Origin of the sequence: Corynebacterium sp., from assembly GCF_052107835.1 — a bacterium.
Classification (GTDB): Bacteria; Actinomycetota; Actinomycetes; order Mycobacteriales; family Mycobacteriaceae; genus Corynebacterium.
Genome location: NZ_JBQEDF010000022.1, coordinates 1 through 21,523, shown reverse-complemented (window position 1 = coordinate 21,523; position 21,523 = coordinate 1). Strand labels below are relative to the sequence as shown.

At 67.2% G+C, this 21,523-nt stretch carries 18 protein-coding genes; 10 read left to right on the top strand and 8 right to left on the bottom strand.

Annotated elements, in window-relative coordinates; translation table 11 throughout:
- Positions 1–25 precede the first annotated feature (25 nt).
- On the top strand, positions 26–763 hold the full coding sequence (locus ACTIL2_RS07360) for an MBL fold metallo-hydrolase (protein ID WP_442336801.1): 738 nt from the start codon (positions 26–28) through the stop codon (positions 761–763).
- Entirely contained in the window at positions 747–1,430 is a 684-nt protein-coding gene (locus ACTIL2_RS07355) for an alpha/beta hydrolase (RefSeq protein WP_442336800.1), read from the top strand. Before ACTIL2_RS07360 ends, ACTIL2_RS07355 begins: the two co-directional genes overlap by 17 nt.
- Here ACTIL2_RS07355 and ACTIL2_RS07350 read toward each other — a convergent pair.
- Positions 1,414–2,142 carry an aspartate/glutamate racemase family protein gene (locus ACTIL2_RS07350; RefSeq protein WP_442336799.1) on the bottom strand — a complete coding sequence of 243 codons (729 nt, stop codon included), beginning with the start codon at positions 2,140–2,142 and terminating at the stop codon, positions 1,414–1,416. The genes ACTIL2_RS07355 and ACTIL2_RS07350 overlap by 17 nt on opposite strands.
- Entirely contained in the window at positions 2,142–3,548 is a 1,407-nt protein-coding gene (locus ACTIL2_RS07345) for an NCS1 family transporter (RefSeq protein ID WP_442336798.1), read from the bottom strand. The genes ACTIL2_RS07350 and ACTIL2_RS07345 overlap by 1 nt, the downstream gene beginning before the upstream one ends.
- A gap of 189 nt (positions 3,549–3,737) precedes the next feature.
- Here ACTIL2_RS07345 and ACTIL2_RS07340 point away from each other — a divergent pair, with 189 nt between their 5' ends.
- Positions 3,738–6,089, top strand: coding sequence for a HelD family protein (locus ACTIL2_RS07340; RefSeq protein ID WP_442336797.1), 2,352 nt, complete (start codon positions 3,738–3,740; stop codon positions 6,087–6,089).
- A gap of 22 nt (positions 6,090–6,111) precedes the next feature.
- Positions 6,112–7,704 carry an alpha/beta fold hydrolase gene (locus ACTIL2_RS07335; protein WP_442336796.1) on the top strand — a complete coding sequence of 531 codons (1,593 nt, stop codon included), beginning with the start codon at positions 6,112–6,114 and terminating at the stop codon, positions 7,702–7,704.
- A gap of 198 nt (positions 7,705–7,902) precedes the next feature.
- Here the strand turns inward: ACTIL2_RS07335 and ACTIL2_RS07330 are convergent, their stop codons facing one another.
- The 4 genes from ACTIL2_RS07330 to ACTIL2_RS07315 form a co-directional block, all read right to left on the bottom strand.
- On the bottom strand, positions 7,903–8,337 hold the full coding sequence (locus ACTIL2_RS07330; RefSeq protein ID WP_442336820.1) for a universal stress protein: 435 nt from the start codon (positions 8,335–8,337) through the stop codon (positions 7,903–7,905).
- Positions 8,338–8,412: 75 nt separating this feature from the next.
- A complete protein-coding gene (gene uvrB, locus ACTIL2_RS07325; RefSeq protein ID WP_442336795.1) occupies positions 8,413–10,554 on the bottom strand; it encodes an excinuclease ABC subunit UvrB in 2,142 nt (713 codons plus the stop codon).
- A gap of 5 nt (positions 10,555–10,559) precedes the next feature.
- Positions 10,560–11,144, bottom strand: coding sequence for a dephospho-CoA kinase (coaE, locus tag ACTIL2_RS07320; RefSeq protein ID WP_442336794.1), 585 nt, complete (start codon positions 11,142–11,144; stop codon positions 10,560–10,562).
- 17 nt (positions 11,145–11,161) lie between these two features.
- Positions 11,162–11,611, bottom strand: coding sequence for a MarR family winged helix-turn-helix transcriptional regulator (locus ACTIL2_RS07315; protein ID WP_442336793.1), 450 nt, complete (start codon positions 11,609–11,611; stop codon positions 11,162–11,164).
- Between the two features lie 103 nt (positions 11,612–11,714).
- On the opposite strand from ACTIL2_RS07315, the gene ACTIL2_RS07310 reads away from it, so the two are divergent.
- Entirely contained in the window at positions 11,715–12,116 is a 402-nt protein-coding gene (locus ACTIL2_RS07310) for a VOC family protein (RefSeq protein ID WP_442336792.1), read from the top strand.
- Positions 12,117–12,237: 121 nt separating this feature from the next.
- On the opposite strand, the gene ACTIL2_RS07305 is transcribed toward ACTIL2_RS07310, so the two are convergent.
- Entirely contained in the window at positions 12,238–13,551 is a 1,314-nt protein-coding gene (locus ACTIL2_RS07305) for an acetyl-CoA C-acetyltransferase (protein ID WP_442336791.1), read from the bottom strand.
- A 244-nt stretch (positions 13,552–13,795) separates the two neighbouring features.
- Here ACTIL2_RS07305 and ACTIL2_RS07300 point away from each other — a divergent pair, with 244 nt between their 5' ends.
- From ACTIL2_RS07300 to ACTIL2_RS07280, 5 genes are all read left to right on the top strand, one after another.
- A complete protein-coding gene (locus ACTIL2_RS07300) occupies positions 13,796–15,130 on the top strand; it encodes a 3-oxoacyl-ACP reductase (RefSeq protein WP_442336790.1) in 1,335 nt (444 codons plus the stop codon).
- A gap of 10 nt (positions 15,131–15,140) precedes the next feature.
- Positions 15,141–16,079 (top strand): MaoC family dehydratase, encoded by a 939-nt coding sequence (locus ACTIL2_RS07295; protein ID WP_442336789.1) that lies wholly within the window; start codon positions 15,141–15,143, stop codon positions 16,077–16,079.
- 192 nt (positions 16,080–16,271) lie between these two features.
- Positions 16,272–17,525 carry an MFS transporter gene (locus ACTIL2_RS07290; protein WP_442336788.1) on the top strand — a complete coding sequence of 418 codons (1,254 nt, stop codon included), beginning with the start codon at positions 16,272–16,274 and terminating at the stop codon, positions 17,523–17,525.
- Between the two features lie 105 nt (positions 17,526–17,630).
- On the top strand, positions 17,631–18,257 hold the full coding sequence (locus tag ACTIL2_RS07285) for a YdhK family protein (RefSeq protein WP_442336787.1): 627 nt from the start codon (positions 17,631–17,633) through the stop codon (positions 18,255–18,257).
- A 52-nt stretch (positions 18,258–18,309) separates the two neighbouring features.
- The gene (locus tag ACTIL2_RS07280; RefSeq protein ID WP_442336819.1) at positions 18,310–20,412 is read left to right on the top strand and encodes a copper-translocating P-type ATPase; all 2,103 of its coding nucleotides are present in this window, start codon (positions 18,310–18,312) and stop codon (positions 20,410–20,412) included.
- Positions 20,413–20,491: 79 nt separating this feature from the next.
- On the opposite strand, the gene ACTIL2_RS07275 is transcribed toward ACTIL2_RS07280, so the two are convergent.
- Positions 20,492–21,523 (bottom strand): glucose PTS transporter subunit IIA (locus tag ACTIL2_RS07275; protein ID WP_442336786.1); only part of this gene is annotated, 1,032 nt, incomplete at its 5' end.

The window sequence follows — 21,523 nt, the reverse complement described above, 5'->3', positions numbered from 1 at the left end:
GGCCGACATGACTAGGGTGGAATGCATGACACCCGTGAATATCACCGACGAACCCGGAAACGGCACCTTCAGTCACCTGGATTCCCCCCGGGAGACCCGCCGCATCACAACGGGGTCGACCTCCGCCGACGGCAACCCGGTGACCGTCACCAAGACCACTGTCGGCTCCATGGACAACGACTGCTACCTGATCAGCGCCGGGCCGGACGCCCTGCTCGTCGATGCCTCGGCCGACGCAGAGCACCTCCTGGCCCTGGCCGACACCCTCGGCGTCCGCATCACCGACGTCCTCACCACCCACCGTCACTTCGACCACGTCGGCGCACTGGAGGATGTCCTCGCCGCCACCGGCGCCCGGCACCACGCCTCGGTCCAGGACGCACCGGAACTCCCGGCCGCAGTGGACGTGACCTGGGGCCACGACCCGGACTCCGACAGTGCCGAGCAGTTCACCACCTCGTCCGAAGCCCTCGGTGCTCTGGACCTGAAACTTATCCTGCTGCGCGGACACACCGAGGGTGGGCTCGCGCTGGTCACCACCCTGTCCGACGGCACCACGCACCTGTTCCCCGGTGACAGTCTCTTCCCCGGTGGCGTGGGCAAGACCTTCTCCCCCGAGCTCTTCACCCGTCTGCTCGACGATGTGGAGAACCGCTGCTTCGTGCTCCCCGATTCCACGGCAGTGCACCCGGGGCACGGCGACGACACAACCATCGGGGCGGAACGTCCCCACCTGGGCGAATGGCGTGACCGTGGCTGGTGACGGCTCCCACGTCCCCGACTACACCGTCGCCTGGTCACGCAGCCCCGGCGACAGGGACGGCACTCCGCTCGTCGTGATGCTCCACGGCATCGGTTCCCACGAGGACGACCTGATGGGACTGGTCCCCCATCTCCCGGACGACGCCACCTACGCCTCGCTGCGCGCGCCGGTGGCGATGGACACCGGATTCGGCATGCCCGGGTACACCTGGTTCGAACTGGATGCCGCCCGCACCGCCTACACCTCGGAGGCCGCCAGGAAGGCCACCGAGGACCTGGCGGGATGGGTGGGTGCGGCGCGCGAACGGCATTCCTCGGTGATCCTGTTCGGATTCTCCATGGGCATGGCGATGTCCACCTCACTGCTGCGAACCAGGCCCGGGGATTTCGCTGCGGTCGTCGGACTGTCCGGTTTCGCGATCGGCCCCACCGACGGAACCGCCTTGGACGGGTACTTCCACGACGACGACCTCACAGCACACCACGTCCCCTTCTTCTGGGGCCGCGACCCGGCGGACCCGGTGATACCGCCCGACCGGGTCGCTTTCACCGGTGAATGGGCGTCCGGACGCGTTGACCTGACGCAGCGGACTTACCACGGTGTGGGGCACGGGATCGGCGCCGAGGGGATCGCGCAGGTCGCGGAGTTCCTCAGGGCTCAGTTGTGAGCGGCCACCCGGTGATCCCCTTCGGCCTCGGCGTGGCGTAGGTACGCACCTTCGAGGTCCGCAGACCCAGGTTGACCAGGGACTCGGCGAGCTGGACGGCAGCGGCCACCCCGTCGACGACCGGTGCCCCGGTCGCCTCGCGGACGGCGTCCCCGAGGCCGGCCATTCCGCCGCAGCCCAGCACGATCACCTCCGCCCGGTCCTGCTCCACGGCCAGGCGGGCCTCCTCTGCGATGGTGGCCACGGCCCTCGTCGCCGATTCCTCCAGCTCCAGCACCGACAGGCCACTGGCACGCACCGATGCGCACCGTCGGTCGAGTCCCGCCAGCAGCAGCCGGTCCTCGATCAGCGGGACCGTCCTGTCCAGCGTGGTGACCACGCTGTAGCTCCTGCCCACCAGGCTGGCCACGTGTGCCGCCGCCTCGGTGATGTCGACCACGGGAACCTCGACGAGCTCCTGGAGCGCCTCGCGCCCGTGCTCCCCGAAACCGGCCTGGATCACGGCGTCGAACGGCTCCGGGTAGGACGCCACCGCGTCCATCACCCCGACCGCCGCCAGGTGGCTCTCCATGTTGCCCTCCACCGACTCCGCGCCGAAACGTGGGGTCAGTGGGATGATCCGGGTGTCCGGGGAGGCCGTGGACCGGGCCTGTTCACCGATCGTCGCTGTCATGGATTCGGTGGTGTTCACATTCACCACGAGTATGCGCATCAGTTCTCCTTCTCGGGCCGGAACCGTCTGGCGGACGGCATGTACGTCATCAGCAACCAGTACACCAGGCCGGCGGGAACCAGGCTGATGTACCACCCGAGATCGGAGAACGGGAAAGCACACACCACACCGACGGCCGTGGCGATAACGCCAGCCCAATTCACCCCGGAGAAACGACCCGTGGATTCGTACAACTCCGCAACCTGCAGCTTCTGGCGACGAATCAGGTAGTAGTCCACGACCATGACTGCGAAGATCGGCCCGAGGAACGCGGAGTAGATCTGGACGAAGGTCTGCAGCCCGTCGGCGTTCTCGTCCTGCACCAGAAGCCACGGGAACGTGGCCGGGGCAAGGAGGCCCACCACGACGGACGCGGTGGGGAACTTCATACCGAAAATGTCCATGAGCACGTAAGTCGGCGGAACCACGTTGTTCAGCACATTCGTGGTGACCTGCGAGAAGATGATGAACAGGAGCGTGACCACCATGAGAGGCGTGTTGTTCACCGCACTGGAGAACACCTCAATCGGGTCAACGACTCCGGTCGCCTCGGAAACCATCAGTCCGATCATTCCCATGAACAGGGTGACGGGCAGGATGGCTGCGGTGTAGATGGAGAACATCGTCCCGGGACGGGTCGAGGTCACGTGCTCACGGGAGTAGTCGCTGACGTTGATCATCATCGTGGCGTAGATACCGAGGAACAGCAGCGTCGCTCCCCAGAAGGGCGTCCCCCAGGATCCGCCCGCGGCGAAGTTCTCCCCGAGTTCCGCCCCGTACTGGTCGATCACGGTGTAGAGCATGTAGAGCAGCGCGAGCATGATGAACACAGCACCGACGTTCTCGAGCCACTTGATCCCCTGGAAGCCGAACAACGACAGTCCGATCTGCAGGGCCTGGAACAGAATGAAGTAGAGGACCACGTTGCTGTAGCCGAACAGGGTGTCACTGATCTCGTCGATCGCCATCGCGCCGACCCAGCTCTGGAAGCCGTACCACATCAGTGCTGGTAATGCCCTCACTAGGCCGGGAATCCTCGTCCCCACGAAACCGAAGGAACTGCGCACCTGCACCATGAAGGGAATTCCCCACCGGTGCCCGACCGCACCGTTGAGGGTCAGCCCGATGGTGATGACCACACAGCCGATGGTCATCGCCAGAATCGACTGCAGCAGGTTCAGCTCCCCCACCAGGGATGATCCCATGGTGAAGGTGCCGATGGAGACACACCCGCCCATCCACATGAAGAAGTAGGACGTCCTGCCGACGATACGTGCCTGCTGGGGAGCAAGGGATTCATCCCCGGCAGACTTCCCGGTGGGGTCGGAACCCTCTGCCGTCCGGGGTGTGGTTGGCGGCTGAGCGGTTCCCTGTGCGCCCTGTGCGCCTGGCTTCTCGGTCGTCATGGTGCCCCATTCCACACGATGAATGTTTCGTGTAGTTTGCTGCTGTTTGATCGGAAGATACATGACAGGTCCGGCCCCTTCAGCACCATCCACCGGGCACGTAATGCTGCCGGCCCGGGTACCATGGTCGTCCTGTCGCGTGGCCGCTTCACACACCCCAGGGCCACACCCGAGAGTTTCCAGGAGACCATGAGCACCACCCCGTCCACCACCCCGCAGGACGTGCAGCCGGACGTGTCACCCGACATCGCTGCCGAGCAGAGCAACCTCGATGACCTGCTGTCGGTCGTCGACGACACGCGTGACCGCCTCACCGACCGGTTGCGCAAGGTCCAGCGCCGTACCGCCGACATCGACCATCCCCAGGCCCTCCTGGAGCGCGACCGGGAGACGCTGGAGGTGTCCCGGCGCCTCGATGAGCTCTCCGCCGCGGAGATCGGACTGTTCTTCGGGCGCATCGACGTGGAGGACGACGAGCCGGAGAACCCGGTGACCGACGGTGCCGCCACCCTCGACCGCCGCTACATCGGACGCATCGGCCTGCACACCTCCGACGATGAGATGCGCACCCTGCTGATGGACTGGCGTGCACCGATGGCCCGTCCCTTCTACCTGGCCACCACCCTGCACCCGGAGGGCGTCCACGTCCGCCGCCACATCCGCACCCGGGGCCGCACGGTGGCCGATGTCGCCGATGAGCGCCTCACCGGCGAGAGCGACACCGAATCAGGCTCCGTCGCACAGGAGGGTGCCCTGCTCCACGCGGTCAACCGCGCCCGCGACCGGCACATGCACGACATCGTCGACACCATCGTCGCCGAGCAGGACCGCATCATCCGTGAGGAGCACCGCGGCGTGACCGTGGTCCAGGGTGGCCCGGGCACCGGGAAGACCGCGGTGGCCCTGCACCGCACCGCCTACCTGCTGTACACCTGGCGCGAGCAGCTGGCGAACACCGGTGTGCTGATCATCGGCCCGAACCCCCGCTTCCTGGACTACATCTCCCAGGTGCTGCCGAGCCTGGGCGAGACCGGCGTGGTACTGGCCACCCCGGGCACCCTGCTTCCGGGCCTCACCACCGCACCATTGAGCGCGGAGCCGTTGATCGGCCAGGAGGTCAAGGGGTCGCTGGAGATGCTGGAGATCCTGGCGAATGCGGTCCGTGACCACCAGCGCGTGCCCGAGGAACCGCTCGATTTCGTCCTCGACGGGGTGGCCGTATCCCTGACCCCGCAGATCGCGCGGAATGCGCGGGGGCGCGCCCGCCGGTCGCGGCGTCCCCACAACATGGCCCGCGAGCGATTCCGTGACGCGGCCCTCGACCTGCTTCGGGACCAGCTGGCGGACACCATCGGCGCCGACCCGCTGGGGGGCGAGAACCTCCTGACCAAGGCGGACCTGGAGCAGCTCCGCGAGGACCTCGCCGCGGAGACCGGCATCGCCGACGCGATCGAGGACCTGTGGCCCCACCTCACCGCAGAGGACGTGCTCGCGGGCCTGTACAGCTCGCAGGACGCGGTGGATTCCGCCGCGTCCGACTACGACGACCTCACCCGGGGCGCGCTGCTGCGTGAGGACGCACCTGACGCCTGGACGGAGGCCGATGCCCCACTGCTCGACGAGCTCGCCGAGATCCTCGGCATCGCCGGTGTGGAGGAGACCGAGGCCGAGGAGCAGAAGCGGTGGTCGGCGAAGGTCGAGGAAGCACAGGAGGCTCTCGACATCCTCAGCGGTTCGGCCTACCAGGACCTCGACGACGGCACCGACGCCGAGATCCTCATGGCCTACGACGTCATCGACGCCGAGCAGCTCGCCGAGCGCCAGCGGGTCCGTTCATCCCTGTCCACCGCCGAGCGCGCCGCGGCGGACCGGACGTGGGCCTTCGGTCACGTGATCGTGGATGAGGCCCAGGAACTGTCGGCCATGGCGTGGCGGATGATCTTCCGCCGCTCACCCAACAGATGGATGACCCTGGTCGGTGACCCGGCACAGACCGGAAGCCCAGCCGGGGTGGAGGACTGGAGCACCGCGCTGTCCCCGTTCGTCAAGGACCGTTGGCGGCTCCACGAGCTGACGGTGAACTACCGCACCCCGGCGGACATCGCCGAGATCGCCACCACGATCCAGGCGGAGGTCTCCCCCGGTCAGGATGCCCCGTCCTGCCTGCGGGAGACCGGTACCGGGGTCCGTGGATACCCGGTCCCGGATGCCGCCGAGGCCATCGCCGCCGCGGTCGACGCCGCAGGTGAGGGCCTGGTGGGTGTGATCGCGGCGTCCGGACGGGTGGCCGGGCTGTCGCAACTCGTCGACGGCTCCCCCGCCACCGACCGACTCGTCATCTCCGACGTCAACGGGGCCAAGGGACTGGAGTTCGACGAGGTCGTCCTGGTCGAGCCCGCGGAGATCGCCGAGGCGTCCCCACAGGGGCTCAACGACGTCTACGTGGCGGTGACCCGCGCTACGCAGGGACTCACCCTGGTCCACGATGCGCCGTTGCCGTGGACCGCAGGTGCCCCGCATTCACCCAGCGCAGCGGAGTGAGGGCGTTGTAGGGTCGGTGAACATGATCTCCCTCACACCCCCCTCCCGCGGATCAGCCCTCCGTTCCTGCGCGTCCGTCGCCATGACCCTCGCCCTCTCCTGCGGGCTCGTGATCGCCCCCGCGGCCACCGCAGGCACCACAGACACCCCAGGCTCCCCTGCCCCGCAGGGCCCGGACTGGGGCCCGTGCCCCGTAGGAGCCATCGCCGACGACGCCGCCGAATGCGCCGACATCGAGGTGCCGAAAGACTACTCGGCCCCGGACGCCGGCACCATCTCCCTGACGATGAGCAGGATCCCCGCCACCGGCGAACGCAAGGGCGTTATCGCCGGCAATCCTGGTGGCCCGGGCGGCGACGCCATCCCGATGTTCTCCTCCAAGGCTGTCGGCGAACCGGGCAGCGCCGAAGAGAAGAACCGCGTGACAATGCCCGCCGACGTGCGCGAGCACTACGACCTGGTCGGTGTCGAACCCCGTGGCCTGGCGTTCGGGACGCCGTTGGACTGCACGCCGTCACTGATCGCCGCCGATATGCGTGCGGGATGCGAGGAATCACAGCCCGGTTACGTCGATACCGTCACCACGGAGAACGTGGCCCGCGACCTGGAGGAGGCCCGGAAGGTACTGGGCGAGGAGAAGCTCAACCTCTACGGTGTCTCCTACGGTGGGCCGATGATGGCGACCTACGCGTCGCTGTTCCCGCAGAGCACCGACCGGGTCCTCCTGGACTCCTCCGCCGACCCGAACCACCGGTGGTTCGCCCTCGGCGGCGAGCGCAAGGCTGCCCGGATCGAGGCGGTGAACGCGATGTTCTCCTGGATGGCCGGCAAGGACAGCGAGTACCACCTGGGCGATACACCGTTGAAGGTCTTCCGCAGTATGGAGTCCCAGGTCACCGGCCCGACCGGGACGCGTCTGCCGGTGACCCCACCCGGCGCCGACCCCGCCGACCTCCCGGAGGGCACCGGCAGTGCCGGGGAACTGGGTGTCCGGCTGCTGGACAGCGTGACCTTCGCCGACTGGCGCGGCGGCACCTTCGTCGACGCCATGCGTACCTTCGTCGACCCCGCCGCCTCCGGGGGCATGGCGGTAGGCACCCAGACTGTGCTGGACGCCCTCTACGACCAGACGACCTGGCCCTCGCTCGCCGCCTCCCTGCGGGACGGGACGTTCGGGGATGAGCCCGTGGAGGAATTCACCGAGGAGGAGCAGGAGGGCATTGATCTGCAGAAGACCTCGGGTGGCTTCGTGGAACGGGCGATCATCTGCAACGAGAACGCGGTCGCCCCGGATCCGTCCCTGGTCGGACCGTACCTTGAGCGCACCTTCACCGGCGGTGACCTGATCCGCGCGAACGACGACATGATCGCCTCCGGTGCCTTCTGCGCCGGCTGGCCCTCAGTGACCGAGCCGACGGAGTTGTCCGGCGCGGAGCTCGAGCGGGAACCGCTGAGCATCGGGTACACGAAGGACTCCGCTGTCACCGAAACCGGGGCGCCGTCCATGCAGCAGTCGATGGGTGGTGGGCTGGAGCTCTACCCGGGTTACTCGCACGGTGTGATGCTGCTGCAGCCGGACCTCGCGGCGGACAAGGTGAGCGCCTACTTCGCCTAAGTCGCCTGAGTCGCCTGATGTGCCTGGGTAGCCTGCCCCATGTGCGCCGCCGCCCATGGGTGGGCCGGGTTGGGACGGATCGTCTACGCCTCGTCCGCCGCGGCAGAATTCCTGCCCGGATGCGGTGAAACATCGAACTCACGCCAATGGTGCTGATTCTTGGCGATCACCAATCGTTCGTGACCTACACTTCGTCACCTACACGGTGTGCACGATCATCACGTCGCAGTCGGACTGCCGCGCCACATCCGCCGGCACCGAGCCGAGCAGCCGCCCGGTCAACGAGTTGATCCCCCGGTTCCCGACGACGAGCAGGTCGGCGGACTCGTCGGTCACGATCCCCATCAGGGCCTCCACCGGTGAGCCCTCCTTCACCGCGGTCGCCACCTCTTTGGCACCGACCTCCGTCGCCGCATTCACCGCAGTCTCCAGGTTCTGCTGCGCCGGGTCGTCCCCCACCACGGTCTTCGAGTCCATGCGCACGGCCTTCACTGCCGCGTCCGCATCCCGGTAGAACGCGCAGCCGATCACCAGCCGGGCGTCGAACGCCGCCGCCATCGCCGCCGCCCGACGCACCGCAAGAAGGGAGGAATCGGACCCGTCCGTCCCGACCACGATGGTCCCGTAGGTCATACTCTCGCTCACTGCACACCCCTGTTCACTCGCACTTGTTTCTCGAACCAGACTACCGCACCAGTACGTCCTCGCTCAGATGCCTGCCTCGATCATGCCGCGCAGCTCCTTCTTCAGGTCGGCGATCTCATCGCGGAGACGCCCCGCCAGCTCGAACTTCAGCTCGCGGGCGGCGTCCTGCATCTGCGAGGTCAGGTCCGCGATCAGCTTCTCCAGTTCGGGACGCGCCATCCCCTCGGCCTCGCGTCCGGTGGCGGCGGACGCGCCGTCAGCACCGACGGCGACATTGACGTCCGCGCCGAATCCGGTGGAAGTGTCAGCGTCCGAGCCTTCGTCCCCACGGTTCTCGTAGACCTGGTCCAGGATGTCGGCGATCGCCTTGCGCAGGGGCTGCGGGTCGATGCCCCGCTCCTCGTTGTAGGCGATCTGCTTGGCACGGCGCCGCTCCGTCTCATCGATGGCGTACTGCATCGAGTCGGTGACCTTGTCCGCGTACATGATGACTTCGCCGGACACGTTACGGGCGGCACGGCCGATGGTCTGCACCAGGGAACGCTCGGAGCGCAGGAAGCCCTCCTTGTCCGCGTCCAGGATCGCCACCAACGACACCTCGGGCAGGTCCAGCCCCTCACGCAGCAGGTTGATGCCGACCAGCACGTCGTACTCCCCCAGCCGCAGCTGACGCAGCAGTTCCACGCGCTTCAGGGTGTCGATGTCGGAGTGCATGTACCGCACCCGCACACCGTGTTCCAACAGGTAGTCGGTGAGGTCCTCGGCCATGCGCTTGGTCAGGGTGGTGACCAGGACACGCTCGGTCTTCTCCACCCGCTGCCGGATCTGCTCGATGAGGTCGTCGATCTGCCCCTCCGTGGGGCGTACCTCGACCTGCGGGTCCACCAGTCCGGTGGGACGGATGACCTGCTCCACGAACTCGCCGCCGGCCGCCGCCATCTCGTAGTCGCCCGGGGTCGCCGACATGTACACGGCCTGACCCTTGCGGTCGTCGAACTCCTCCCAGGTCAACGGCCGGTTGTCCAAGGCGCTCGGCAGACGGAAACCGAAGTCCACGAGGTTGCGCTTCCGCGACATGTCGCCCTCGAACATGCCGCCGATCTGCGGCACGGTCACGTGCGACTCGTCGATGATCGTCAGGTAGTCGTCCGGGAAGTAGTCGATCAGCGTAGCCGGGGCCGAGCCCTCCTCCCGCTGGTCCATGAACCGCGAGTAGTTCTCGATGCCGGAGCAGTAACCGACCTGCTGGATCATCTCGAGGTCGTACTCGGTGCGCATCCGGAGCCGCTGCGCCTCAAGCAGCTTGCCACGGCCCTCCAGGTCGGCGACGCGCTTCTCCAGCTCCCCGCGGATATCCTCCATCGCCTTCTCCATGCGTTCCGGACCGGCCACGTAGTGGGTGGCGGGGAAGATGCGGATGTCCTCGACCTCACGGATCACGTCCCCGGTCAGCGGGTGGATGTAGAAGAGACTGTCGATCTCGTCGCCGAAGAACTCGACGCGCACCGCAAGTTCCTCATAGGCGGGGATGATGTCGACCACGTCGCCCTTCACCCGGAACGCACCGCGGGTGAAGGCCACGTCATTGCGGTCGTACTGGATGTCCACGAGCAACCGCAGGAACCGGTCGCGCTCGACCTCCTCGCCGACCTTCAGCACCACGGAACGGTCCAGGTACGACTGGGGGGTACCCAGGCCGTAGATGCATGACACCGAGGACACCACCACCACGTCCCGACGCGACAGCAGGTTGGACGTCGCAGAGTGGCGCAGACGTTCCACATCGTCGTTGATCGAGGAGTCCTTCTCGATGTAGGTGTCCGTCTGCGCGATGTACGCCTCGGGCTGGTAGTAGTCGTAGTAGCTCACGAAGTACTCGACGGCGTTGTTCGGCAGCAGGCTGCGCAGCTCATTGGCGAGCTGCGCGGCCAGCGTCTTGTTCGGGGCCATGACCAGGGTCGGACGCTGCTGCTGCTCGATCAGCCACGCGGCCGTCGCGGACTTGCCGGTACCCGTGGCGCCCATCAGGACGATGTCCCGCTCACCACGGTTCAGTCGCTCGTCCAGCTCCTTGATGGCGGTCGGCTGGTCACCGGCGGGTTCGTAGTCACTGACCACCTCGAAACGGTTGTCGGCGCGCTCGACCTCACCGACCGGACGAAACTCCGATTCGGACAGGACGGGATGCTCCGCTGCAAAGGCCATTCAGATCACACCCCGTCCCAGAAGCGGTCGACCTGCGCGATCAGTGATTCAACATCACCGGAATTGTCCAGGACCACATCCGCCGCCTTCAACCGTGATTCACGGTCAATCTGGGCGGCGATGCGGCGGCGGGCGTCGTCCTCATCCAGGCCACGGGAGTCCACCAGCCGCTGGACACGGGTTTCGTCCGAGGCATCGACCACCAGGACCGTGTCCACCTGGCCTGTCTCCCCGTTCTCGATGAGCAGCGGCATGTCGTAGACGGCAATCTCCCTACCATCCGACTTCGCCTGCGCGAACAGCTTCTGCGTGCGTTCGCGGATGCGGGGATGGGTGATGGAGTTGAGCTTCTCCGTGGCCTCCGGGGTGACGAAGGCCTGTCGTGCGAGACCGGCCCGGTCCAGGGTGCCGTCCTCCGTGATGACCCCGTCGAAGGCGTCGGCGAGTTCCCTGAGTGCGGGCTGGCCGGGCTCCACGACCTCGCGGGCGACCTTGTCGGCGTCCACGATGAACGCGCCCTTCTGCCGCAGCCTCTCGGCCACCGTTGTCTTCCCCGAACCGATTCCGCCGGTCAGTCCAATAATGCGCATGGCACCAGGGTACCCCGCTATCCGCCGCGCGTCTCGGTCACCAGATTCTCCGCCATCGCTGACAGGACGCCCCGGGTGACCTCGAGGTCCCCGTCCGCGACGCTGCGGGTCATATCCCCCACGACCCCGGCGACGGCGTCCTCCGCCCGGCCGAGAATCTCGCGTCCTGCGCCGGTAAGCACGGTGGCCCGTTGACGCTGTGGCCCCCGTTCCGCGGCACGTTCGATGAGTGCGCGACCCTCCAGCCCACCGACCACCCCACTGGTCGACTGGCGCGAGACGAACATCCGGCGTGCCAGTTCGGCACCGGACATGCCCGGCTCCTCGCCCAGTGCCCTGAGGCACGCGAACTGTGGAACGGTCAGCCCCAGGGGGCGGAGTTCCCGGTCCATGGCCTGGTGGAGCAGGGACTGGGTCTGTTTCACCAGTACGCCCACCTGATCCACCGATTCGCTGCGTGATGTCATGTCAATATCTTGACACATCGCCCCCGTTGCGCAACACTGGGGACCGTGTCAGGACTTTGACATGAAGAACGGCACACCACATTCCCCTCCAGGAGTGATCACCATGTCCACCACACCCACCACCAACGCAACAACATCCGCCTCGGACTTCGTGTCCTTCCAGGTCCGCGACCTGGACCGTTCCGCGGACTTCTACGGGTCGGTCGTGGGACTCCCTCGCGTCCCCGCCCCCAACGAGGGCGCGGCCGTGTTCAACACCGGACCGGACTCCCTCCCGTTCGCCGTGCGCCGCCCCTTCCCCGGCACGGAACTCGATGCCGCATCACCGGCACCCGGCTACGGCATCGGGGTATGGTTCCACAGCCCTGAACCGGACGCCGTCCACGAACGCGTCGCGCAGTCCGGGGCGACAGTCGTCCAGGAACCGTTCGACGGCCCATTCGGCACCCAGTTCTCCTTCACCGACCCCGACGGCTACACGGTCACCGTCCACGGCGACGCCTGAGCGGTCCCCCGCGCGAAGTTCTACCGGAGTTCGGCCAATTGAACTTGGATAACCCCAGGTCGCAAAAAGTCCTACCACCAAGAAGTGGTAGGACTTTTTCCGGACGAGTCGGACCAGCGGACTAGCGCTCGACGATGGCGGTGATGCCCTGTCCACCTGCGGCACAGATGGAGACCAGGGTACGGCCGCCGCCGTTCTCCTCCAGCGTCTTCGCTGCGGTGGCGAGGATGCGTCCGCCGGTGGCGGCGAACGGGTGGCCGGCGGCCAGGGACGAACCCTTGACGTTCAGCTTCGCGCGGTCGATGGAGCCCAGCGGGGCGTCCAGGCCGAGACGGTCACGGCAGTAGTCCTCGGACTCCCAGGCCTGCAGCGTCGCCAGGGTCTGGGAGGCGAAGGCCTCGTGGATCTCGTAGAAGTCGAAGTCCTGCAGGGTCAGGCCGTTGCGCTCCAGCAGACGCGGGACCGCGTAGGTCGGGGACATCAGCAGGCCGTCCGGGGTGAGACCGTCGTGGCCGTGCAGGAAGTCCACCGACGCGGTCTCCGAGTCCACCAGGTAGGCGCGGACCGGCAGGTTGTGCTCCTCGGCCCATTCCTCGCTGGCCAGCAGCACGGCGGAGGCACCGTCGGTCAGCGGGGTGGAGTTCGCGGCGGTCATGGTGGCCTGGGTGCCGTGGGCGGCGGCGTCCTTCTTGCCGAAGACCGGCTTGAGGGTCGACAGCTTCTCCACGTCGGAGTCCGGACGGAGGTTCGTGTCGCGCTGCACGCCGAGGAACGGGGTCACCAGGTCATCGAAGAAGCCGGCGTCGTAGGCGGCGGCGAGCTTCTGGTGGGACTCGACGGTCAGCTGGTCCTGGTCCTCGCGCTTCACGCCGAGTTCACGGGCGGTGATCGCAGCGTGCTCACCCATGGACAGTCCGGTGCGGGGCTCACCGTTCTGCGGCTGCTCCGGAGCGAGCTGGCCGGGACGCACGGAACCGAGCAGCTTGACCATCTCACCGGTGGACTTGGCGTTGTTGACCTTGATCAGGGTCTTGCGCAGCTCGTCGTTGACGGCCAGCGGCGCGTCCGAGGTCGTGTCGGTGCCGCCGGCGATGCCGACGTCGATGCGGCCCAGGGTGATGGCGTCGGCGACCTGGACGGCTGCCGCGAGGCCCGTGCCGCAGGCCTGCTGCAGGTCGAAGGCCGGCGTGTTGGAGGCAAGGGCGGAGCCGAGGACGACCTCACGGGTCATGTTGAAGTCGCGGGCGTGCTTCAGGACGGCACCGGCGACAACGAGGCCGAGCCTCTCATCCTGAAGACCGTAACGAGCGACGAGTCCATCGATGGCGGCAGTCAGCATGTCCTGGTTGGAGGCCTTGGAGAACTCCTTGTTGGACCGGGCGAAGGGGGTGCGGTTGCCGCCGAGGATGGCGACCTTACGCGGAGTTGTAGTCATGACTTGATTGTCTCTCCATCATCTGTGTGGTGTCGACCAGCCAGCCTACCGCCGTCGTCACTGGCGGGGCGGATCATCGACCCGTCGGGGGTAATGTAACCGGTGTCAGGGATTTACGGGACATGGTACCGAGTCACACACTAGGGTACGAATGAGAACATAACATTGTTCGGGCGGCCGCAGGGTACGCTTTCGAATAAAGGATCCACGTTCGACACTTCTACTACGCAAGGAGATCGCTACATTGTCTTCCAACAAGGGCCTGCTCGACCAGGTCGTCAACTCCGGCCTGGCAGGCAAGCTCGGTGTCCCGCAGGGCGAGCCGCTGCGCCGCTACAAGAAGGGCGAGCCCGCTCTCGACGGCCCGGTCGTGCTCGGTGGCGAGGGTCGCGTGGTCGCCGACATCGAGCCGTTGCTGACCGGTGACTACCAGTTCGTCGACGCCGGTACCGATGCCAAGCGCGCCGCCCTGGTATTCGACGCGACCGGGATCACCGAGCCCGAGGAACTGCACCAGCTCTTCGATTTCTTCAACCCGCAGCTGCGCAAGCTGCTGCCCAGCGCCCGCATCATCGTCATCGGCACCACCCCCGAACTGGTGGAGGACCGCGACGAGCACATCGTCCAGCGCTCGCTGGAGGGTTTCACCCGCTCCATCGCCAAGGAGCTGCGCCGTGGCGCCACCGCCCAGCTGGTCTACGTTTCCCCCGAGGTCGGCGACGACCTGAGCGGCACCGAATCCACCCTGCGTTTCCTACTGTCCGGCAAGTCCGCGTTCGTTGACGCCCAGGTCATCCGCGTCACCGTCGGCGCGTCCGACGCTCCGGAGTCCTGGGACGAGCCCCTGGCTGGCAAGATCGCGGTGGTCACCGGTGCGGCACGCGGCATCGGTGCCACCATCGCCGAGGTCCTTGCCCGTGACGGCGCCAAGGTCGTCTGCGTCGACATCCCCGCCGCTGGCGAGGGCCTGGCCGAGACCGCCAACAAGGTGAAGGGCTCTGCCCTGCCGCTGGACGTCACCGCACCGGACGCCGCCGAGAAGATCAAGGCCCACGCCGAGGAGCGCCACGGCGGCCAGGTCGACATCATCGTCCACAACGCCGGCGTCACCCGGGACAAGCTGCTGGCCAACATGGACGAGAAGCGGTGGAACATGGTCCAGAACATCAACCTTGTCGCCCCGGTGCGCATCACCGAGGCGCTCCTGGACAACGGTGGCCTGGCCGACGGCGGCCGCGTAGTGGGCGTGTCCTCCATGGCCGGCATCTCCGGCAACCGGGGCCAGACGAACTACGCCACCACCAAGGCCGGCGTCGTCGGCCTGGTCGACACCTTCTCCGGGGAGCTCGCTGACAAGGGCATCACCGTCAATGCTGTCGCCCCGGGCTTCATCGAGACCGCCATGACCGACGCGATGCCCTTCGGCACCCGCGAGGTCGGTCGCCGCCTGAACTCCCTGGCCCAGGGCGGACAGACCGTCGACGTCGCCGAGACCATCGCCTTCTTCGCAGGCAATGCGTCCAACGCCGTCACCGGCAACACTGTCCGTGTCTGCGGCCAGAACCTGCTGGGCGCCTAGGAGGTTGAGGATGACTGTCACCTACAAGGAGCTCCCGGAGATCCCGGAGCTGATGTCCGAGTACATGGGAGCGGCGAAGGACCTCGTTCCCGTCGTAGGCGCGTCCCGCTCCGCGAAGTCCGACCCCGCAACCGGTTTCGAGGTCAGGGGTGTGACGATCGACATCGTTCACCTCGGCGACTTCACCGCGGCCTCCGGCCTTCGGCTGGGAAATGAGCTGCCGTACACCTACCCGTACATCCTGTCGTTTCCGTTGGCGATGAAGGTCATGTCCACGCCGGACTTCCCCTTCAACGCGGTGGGTGCCGTGCACCTGACGAACGTCATCGAGCAGACCCGCCCGCTGACCGTCGATGATGTGCTGCACATCCGCACGCGCGCCGAGAACCTGCGCAAGCACCGCAAGGGCCTGCTGATCGACATGGTCACGGAGATCTTCGTCCAGGATGCCGACGGGGCCTCGTCCGACGAACCCGTGTGGACGCAGACCTCCGGTTTCCTGGCGAAGGGTGCCAAGCTCTCCTCGTCGGCGGACGCCGAGGTCGCCGGACGCGAGGAGGACACCGGGTCGCTGTTCGAGCGTCCGGAGGTCCCCTCCGACCCCACCCCGACGGCAACCTGGGCCATCGACCAGGCCGGCATCAAGATCTACGCCGAAGCCTCGGGCGACAAGAACCCGATCCACGTCTCGGGACTGGGCGCCAAGGCGTTCGGTTTCCCGGCGACGATCGCCCACGGCATGTGGTCGGCCGCCCGGATCCTCAGCGGTCTGGAGGGCCTGCTGCCGTCCGCGGGACGCTACGCCGTGGAGTTCGCCAAGCCGGTCGTCCTGCCGACGAAGGTGGCGTTCTTCTCCGAGCAGTCCGGCGACGGCACCTGGCACGTCCAGCTGCGCAAGGCCTCGAAGCTGGAGACCCTGCACGCGGTCGCGGAGGTGTCCGCGCTGTAACTGCGGCCGGTGGGGCCCGCCCCGTTCAGCCGCACCGTCACTGACGACGCGTCAGCAACCCCGTAGGTTGGTCCAACCGACCTGCGGGGTTGCTGACGTTTCGTCGTTCACGGTGGACGTCGCCGCAGAAACCGCCGTTATCGGGACCGGGAGCGGAGTAGCGTGCCTACCTGACCGGAACAGGAGGATGCCATGCCAACTGCGAGTCGTGAAAGCCGCTTCTTCACTCTCATCCCTTTCGTGCTCTTCCTTGCCCTGCTGTGCGTGGGCTTCCCCTCGGGACTGTTCGACAGCTACCGGGAGAGCTACGGCTTCGGTACGTCCGTCCAGTCACTGCTCTTCGCCGTCTACGCCTTCACACTGGTCCCGGCGTTGCTGTGCACTCCCCTGATCCTGCGGAAGCTCACTCCCACGGGACTGCTCCTCGCAGGGACCGTGGCCCTCGTCGTTGCGGATGTCCTCTTCCTGCTGGCGCCGGGCACGGCGGTGCTCTTCGTCGGACGCGCGGTTCAGGGCATCACGGTGGCGTTCCTCAACGCGGCGGCTCCCCAGATCCTGCTGGATCTGCAGCGACGCGGGTTCGGTCGCTTCGATCCCCTCATCCTGGCCATCATGACCTCGGCGGGACTCGGGCTCGGGCTGTTCGGGGCGAAACTGTTGTCCGGTGTGACCTCGGACGCCGACAGGATCCTGTTCGCGGTCCACCTCGTTGTCTCCGTTGGTTTCCTCGTGGTGGTGTGGAGAAACCGACCGGCGCCACAGCCGGACGGTGACGTCGCGGAGTCCCCCGACCCGGTCTCCCCCGGTTCCGGACGTCGGCAGCACCTGGCGTCACGGCCGGACGACCACCGTTCCTGGAACCGCCTCGGCGGATGGGCGGGCGCTACTTCCTGGTCGCTGGGTGGTCTCTTCCTCGGCCTGGGCACCATGATCGGGGACGCCGCGTCCCCGTCGCTTGCCGCGGTCGTGCCCTTCATCTTCTTCGTGGCGATGATCGTGGGTCAACTGGCCACGCGCCGGATCGTGGACATCGCGCGCGCACTGCGGTGGGGTCTCGGCGGCAGTGCCGTCAGCGCGGCTGCGACGGCGGTGTCAGTCATCCTGGCGGGCGGGGATCCCGGGGTGTGGACGGCGGTGATCGTCCTGGCGGGTTCGGTCATCGGCGGGTTCAGCCTCGGAGTGGTGTTCGTGATGGCCACCGCCGTGTACGAGCGGACAATCTCCCCGGAGACCGAGGGGCCGCAGACCGCGGTGTTCTTCGCGAAGATCTTCGGCGGCAACTCCATCCCCACCCTTGCGGTGGGGGTGGCGACCACTGTCGTGGGGCTCAGCTGGGCGCTCGCTGGCCTGGCCGTGGTGGTGGTTGTCACGGCCCTGGCTCTGGGTTCCGCCGTGCGCAGGCTCGAGGCGGAACGGGAGCGGGCCAGCCGGGCTTTCCGGGGGTGAACCAACGATTCATATCCCCCCGCCCGCACCCACGCTCAGGGGGCTTCCCAGAAACGTCGCGTATACTCCCAGGGGGTATAGGAAAACGCGAGCGAAGGAGACACCGTGAAGACGCGATTGACCGCACTACTGGCCGCAGGACTGCTCGGCAGCACCCTGGCACTGACCGGCTGCGGCTCGGACGGCGGAGACAACGGGGAGGACACCGGCCACGATGCACACAGTGACCACGGCCAGACGGACGCCGCCACAGACGCCGGGGGCGCGAGCGAGGCTCCCGATGATGCCCACGCCCACATGGAGCACCCCGCTGACGGTGGTCCGCCGCCGGAGGGCATCGCCGAGGCAGAGGACCCGACCCACACGGTCGGCTCCGAGGTCACGTTGACCGCTGACCACATGCCGGGAATGGACGGAGCCACAGCCACCATCGTCGGGGCGTTCGACACCTACACCTACTCGGTGAGCTACACCCCCACCGACGGTGGTGAGCCGGTGGAGGACCACAAGTGGGTCGTCCAGGAGGAGCTCGACCAGGATGGAGCCGTCCCCGATGAGCGACTGGAGGACGGAGCGACCGCCACCATCAACGCGGAACACATGGCCGGGATGGACGGCGCCGAGGCCACCATCGACAGTTCGACCGACGAGACCGTGTACATGGTCGACGTCGAGGCGGACGGCATGGACATGACGAACCACAAGTGGGTCACCGAGAGCGAGATCAGCTAGCACCATGGATATGAAGCACGAGTCCGGGCATGACCACCACGAGATGAACGACATGCACGACATGCACGACATGCACGAAGGGCATGACCATATGGCGCAGGGCCACGGCGGTCATGCCGGACACGAAGGCCACGACATGCACGCCGGGCACGAGGGCCACGGCGGTCATGCCGGGCACGAGGGCCACGCTGGACATGTGGAGCAGTTCCGGAAACTGTTCTGGATCATGCTGGTCCTGGCCGTCCCGGTCGTGATCTTCAACGACATGTTCGCCCACCTCATCGGCTACACCCTGCCGGACGCCGCGGTCATCGGCTGGATCTCACCGGTGCTGGGCACGGTCATGTACCTTTGGGGCGGGCGTCCGTTCCTCACCGGAGCGGTCGACGAAATCAGGGACCGCAAGCCGGGCATGATGCTGCTTATCGCCCTGGCGATCACCGTCGCGTTCATCGCGTCCTGGGGCGCCAGCCTGGAACTGATCAGCCACGAACTGGATTTCTGGTGGGAGCTGGCCCTGCTGGTCGTGATCATGTTGCTCGGCCACTGGATCGAGATGCGCTCGCTGGCACAGACCAGTTCCGCCCTGGATTCGCTGGCCGCCCTGCTCCCCGACGAAGCCGAGAAGGTCACCGGGGACGGGACAGTTACGGTCGCCCCGTCCGACCTGGCCCTCGACGACGTCGTCATCGTGCGTCCGGGATCCTCGGTCCCGGCCGACGGCGAGATCGTGGACGGTTCAGCATCGATGGACGAGTCCATGGTCACCGGCGAGTCCCAGACCGTCCGACGGGACGTGGGCGACCAGGTTGTCGCCGGTACCGTCGCCACGGACTCGGGGCTGCGGGTCAGGATCAACGCCGTCGGCGAGGACACCACATTGGCAGGTATCCAGTCGTTGGTGTCGGACGCGCAGAACTCCTCGTCCCGCGCGCAGCGTCTCGCTGACACGGCAGCCGGTTGGCTGTTCTGGTTCGCGCTGGCCGCCGCGGTGATCACCGCCGTGATCTGGTCGGTCGTCGGAGTGCCTGAGGACGCCGTGGTCCGCACCATCACCGTCCTGGTCATCGCCTGCCCCCACGCCCTGGGCCTGGCGATCCCGCTGGTGGTGTCCATCGCCACCGAGCGTGCCGCCCGGGCCGGCGTCCTGGTCAAGGACCGGATGGCACTGGAGTCGATGCGCACGGTGGACACCGTCCTGTTCGACAAGACCGGCACGCTGACCCGCGGCGAGCCGACGGTCACCGGGATCCTGACCGTGAACCGCAGCGAGGAGGACGTCCTGTCCCTCGCCGCGGCTGCGGAGTCCGACAGTGAGCACCCGTTGGCCAAGGCCATCATGGGCGCGGCGGACAGCAGAGGGCTCGAGGTCAACAGCGCCGCGGACTTCTCGTCCTCCCCCGCCGTCGGAGTGAGGGCCACTGTCGATGGTGCCGTTATCGAGGTCGGCGGCCCGTATCTCCTGGAGCAATCCCACGCGGATGCGCTGGACGGGACGGACGCCTGGAAGGACGAGGGGGCGATCATCCTCCACGTCCTGGCGGACGGTGAGGTCATCGGTGCCCTGAGGCTGGCGGACGATATCCGCGACGAATCCTACGAGGCTGTGAAGGCCCTGCATGAGCGTGGCGCGCAGGTCGTGATGATCACCGGCGATGCCCAGGCGGTGGCCGATACCGTGGCCAAGGAACTCGGCATTGACCGGGTCTTCGCCGGGGTGCGCCCCGAGGACAAGGCGGCGAAGGTCGCCGAGCTGCAGCACGAGGGGCACAAGGTGGCCATGGTCGGCGACGGAGTCAACGACGCACCCGCCCTGGCGACCGCCGATGTCGGTATCGCGATCGGTGCCGGTACGGACGTGGCGATCGGCTCGGCAGGGGTGATCCTGGCGAGCTCGGATCCGAGGGCGGTCGTCTCCGTGATCGAGCTGTCGCGGGCGACCTACCGCAAGATGACGCAGAACCTGTGGTGGGCGGCCGGGTACAACCTGGTGTCCGTCCCCCTGGCCGCGGGCATCCTGGCCCCGATCGGTTTCATCCTGCCGATGAGCGTGGGAGCGATCCTGATGTCGCTGTCCACCCTGGTCGTGGCACTCAACGCGCAACTGCTGCGTCGGCTGGACCTGTCGCCGGACGCGGTGGTGAAGGGCGCGTGATTGGGAGAGCACGGGTAAACCCTCCCACCCCGCAGGTGAGTTGCGGGGTGGGCTCGGCCCGTGAACGGCACCTCCGGCGCTAGACCTTCGCGCCCGGGGCGTCCTGCGCGTCCTCGGACCCCTCGGCGGGCTTCGCGGTGACGGTGATGATGTCGTCACCGAAGGCGGCGAGGACGGCGGGCATGCCCTCCACCGAACCGAACTTCTTGGTGTTCACCACGACAACCGGGGTGATCGGCGAGTAGCCGGCCTCCTCGATCTTCTCTCTGTCGAAGGTGATCAACGGGTCCCCTGCCTCGACCTTCTGCTTGCGCTCCACGAGCACCTCGAAGCCTTCCCCACCCATCTTCACCGTGTCGATACCGATGTGGATGAGCAGTTCGACTCCGCTGTCCAGCCGCAGACCCACGGCGTGACCGGTCTTCTGGACCGTCAGGACCGTCGCGTCCGCCGGAGCGACGATCGTGTCGCCGGACGGGTCAATACCCACGCCGTCGCCCAGGGTCGCCGCGGCGAACGCGGGGTCCGGGACGTCCGACAGCGGGAGAACCCTGCCCACCGCGGGTGCCGTCACCACGGTGACAGCACCCGGCTCGAGTGCAGGCTTCGCGGGCGTCGTCCCTGAAGCCTCCGCCGCTGTGGCAACCCGGGCGTCCTCGTCCTCGTTGGCCTCCCGGCGCTCGGCCTCGAGCTGGGCCAGGATCTCCGCCTTCTCGTCCTTGCCCCGGTAGTCGAAGAAGATCACCAGCAGCATCGAGGTGACGAAGGCGGCGCCGATACCGATCAGGTAGCCGCCCCACGGGTCCATGGCCGGGAACGTCAGCAGCGAAGTGAACACGAAGGCGCTGGCCTTCACGTCGAAGAAGCCGATCACGATGCCGCCGACGAGACAACCGGGGAGCAGGCGGAAGTAGGACTTCCGGAACCGCAGCAGAATACCGTACAGCGACGGCTCCGAGACACCACCGAGCAGCCCCGCCATCAGACCACCGAGGGAGACCTGGCGCATGCCCTTGTTCTTCTCCCGGAACGACAGGAACAGCACGCCGGCGACCACGCCGAAGCAGGCGAAGTTCCAGGCACCCATCGGCCCCTGGATGAAGTCGTAGCC

Bases quoted from the DNA above. Each gene is read 5' to 3' on its own strand.
- ACTIL2_RS07340 (WP_442336797.1), top strand. From the start codon at position 3,738: ATGAGCACCACCCCGTCCACCACCCCGCAGGACGTGCAGCCGGACGTG.
- ACTIL2_RS07330 (WP_442336820.1), bottom strand. From the start codon at position 8,337: ATGACCTACGGGACCATCGTGGTCGGGACGGACGGGTCCGATTCCTCC.
- coaE (WP_442336794.1), bottom strand. From the start codon at position 11,144: ATGCGCATTATTGGACTGACCGGCGGAATCGGTTCGGGGAAGACAACG.
- ACTIL2_RS07360 (WP_442336801.1), top strand. From the start codon at position 26: ATGACACCCGTGAATATCACCGACGAACCCGGAAACGGCACCTTCAGT.
- uvrB (WP_442336795.1), bottom strand. From the start codon at position 10,554: ATGGCCTTTGCAGCGGAGCATCCCGTCCTGTCCGAATCGGAGTTTCGT.
- ACTIL2_RS07350 (WP_442336799.1), bottom strand. From the start codon at position 2,142: ATGCGCATACTCGTGGTGAATGTGAACACCACCGAATCCATGACAGCG.
- ACTIL2_RS07345 (WP_442336798.1), bottom strand. From the start codon at position 3,548: ATGACGACCGAGAAGCCAGGCGCACAGGGCGCACAGGGAACCGCTCAG.
- ACTIL2_RS07335 (WP_442336796.1), top strand. From the start codon at position 6,112: ATGATCTCCCTCACACCCCCCTCCCGCGGATCAGCCCTCCGTTCCTGC.
- ACTIL2_RS07290 (WP_442336788.1), top strand. From the start codon at position 16,272: ATGCCAACTGCGAGTCGTGAAAGCCGCTTCTTCACTCTCATCCCTTTC.
- ACTIL2_RS07280 (WP_442336819.1), top strand. From the start codon at position 18,310: ATGCACGACATGCACGACATGCACGAAGGGCATGACCATATGGCGCAG.
- ACTIL2_RS07295 (WP_442336789.1), top strand. From the start codon at position 15,141: ATGACTGTCACCTACAAGGAGCTCCCGGAGATCCCGGAGCTGATGTCC.
- ACTIL2_RS07315 (WP_442336793.1), bottom strand. From the start codon at position 11,611: ATGACATCACGCAGCGAATCGGTGGATCAGGTGGGCGTACTGGTGAAA.
- ACTIL2_RS07305 (WP_442336791.1), bottom strand. From the start codon at position 13,551: ATGACTACAACTCCGCGTAAGGTCGCCATCCTCGGCGGCAACCGCACC.
- ACTIL2_RS07310 (WP_442336792.1), top strand. From the start codon at position 11,715: ATGTCCACCACACCCACCACCAACGCAACAACATCCGCCTCGGACTTC.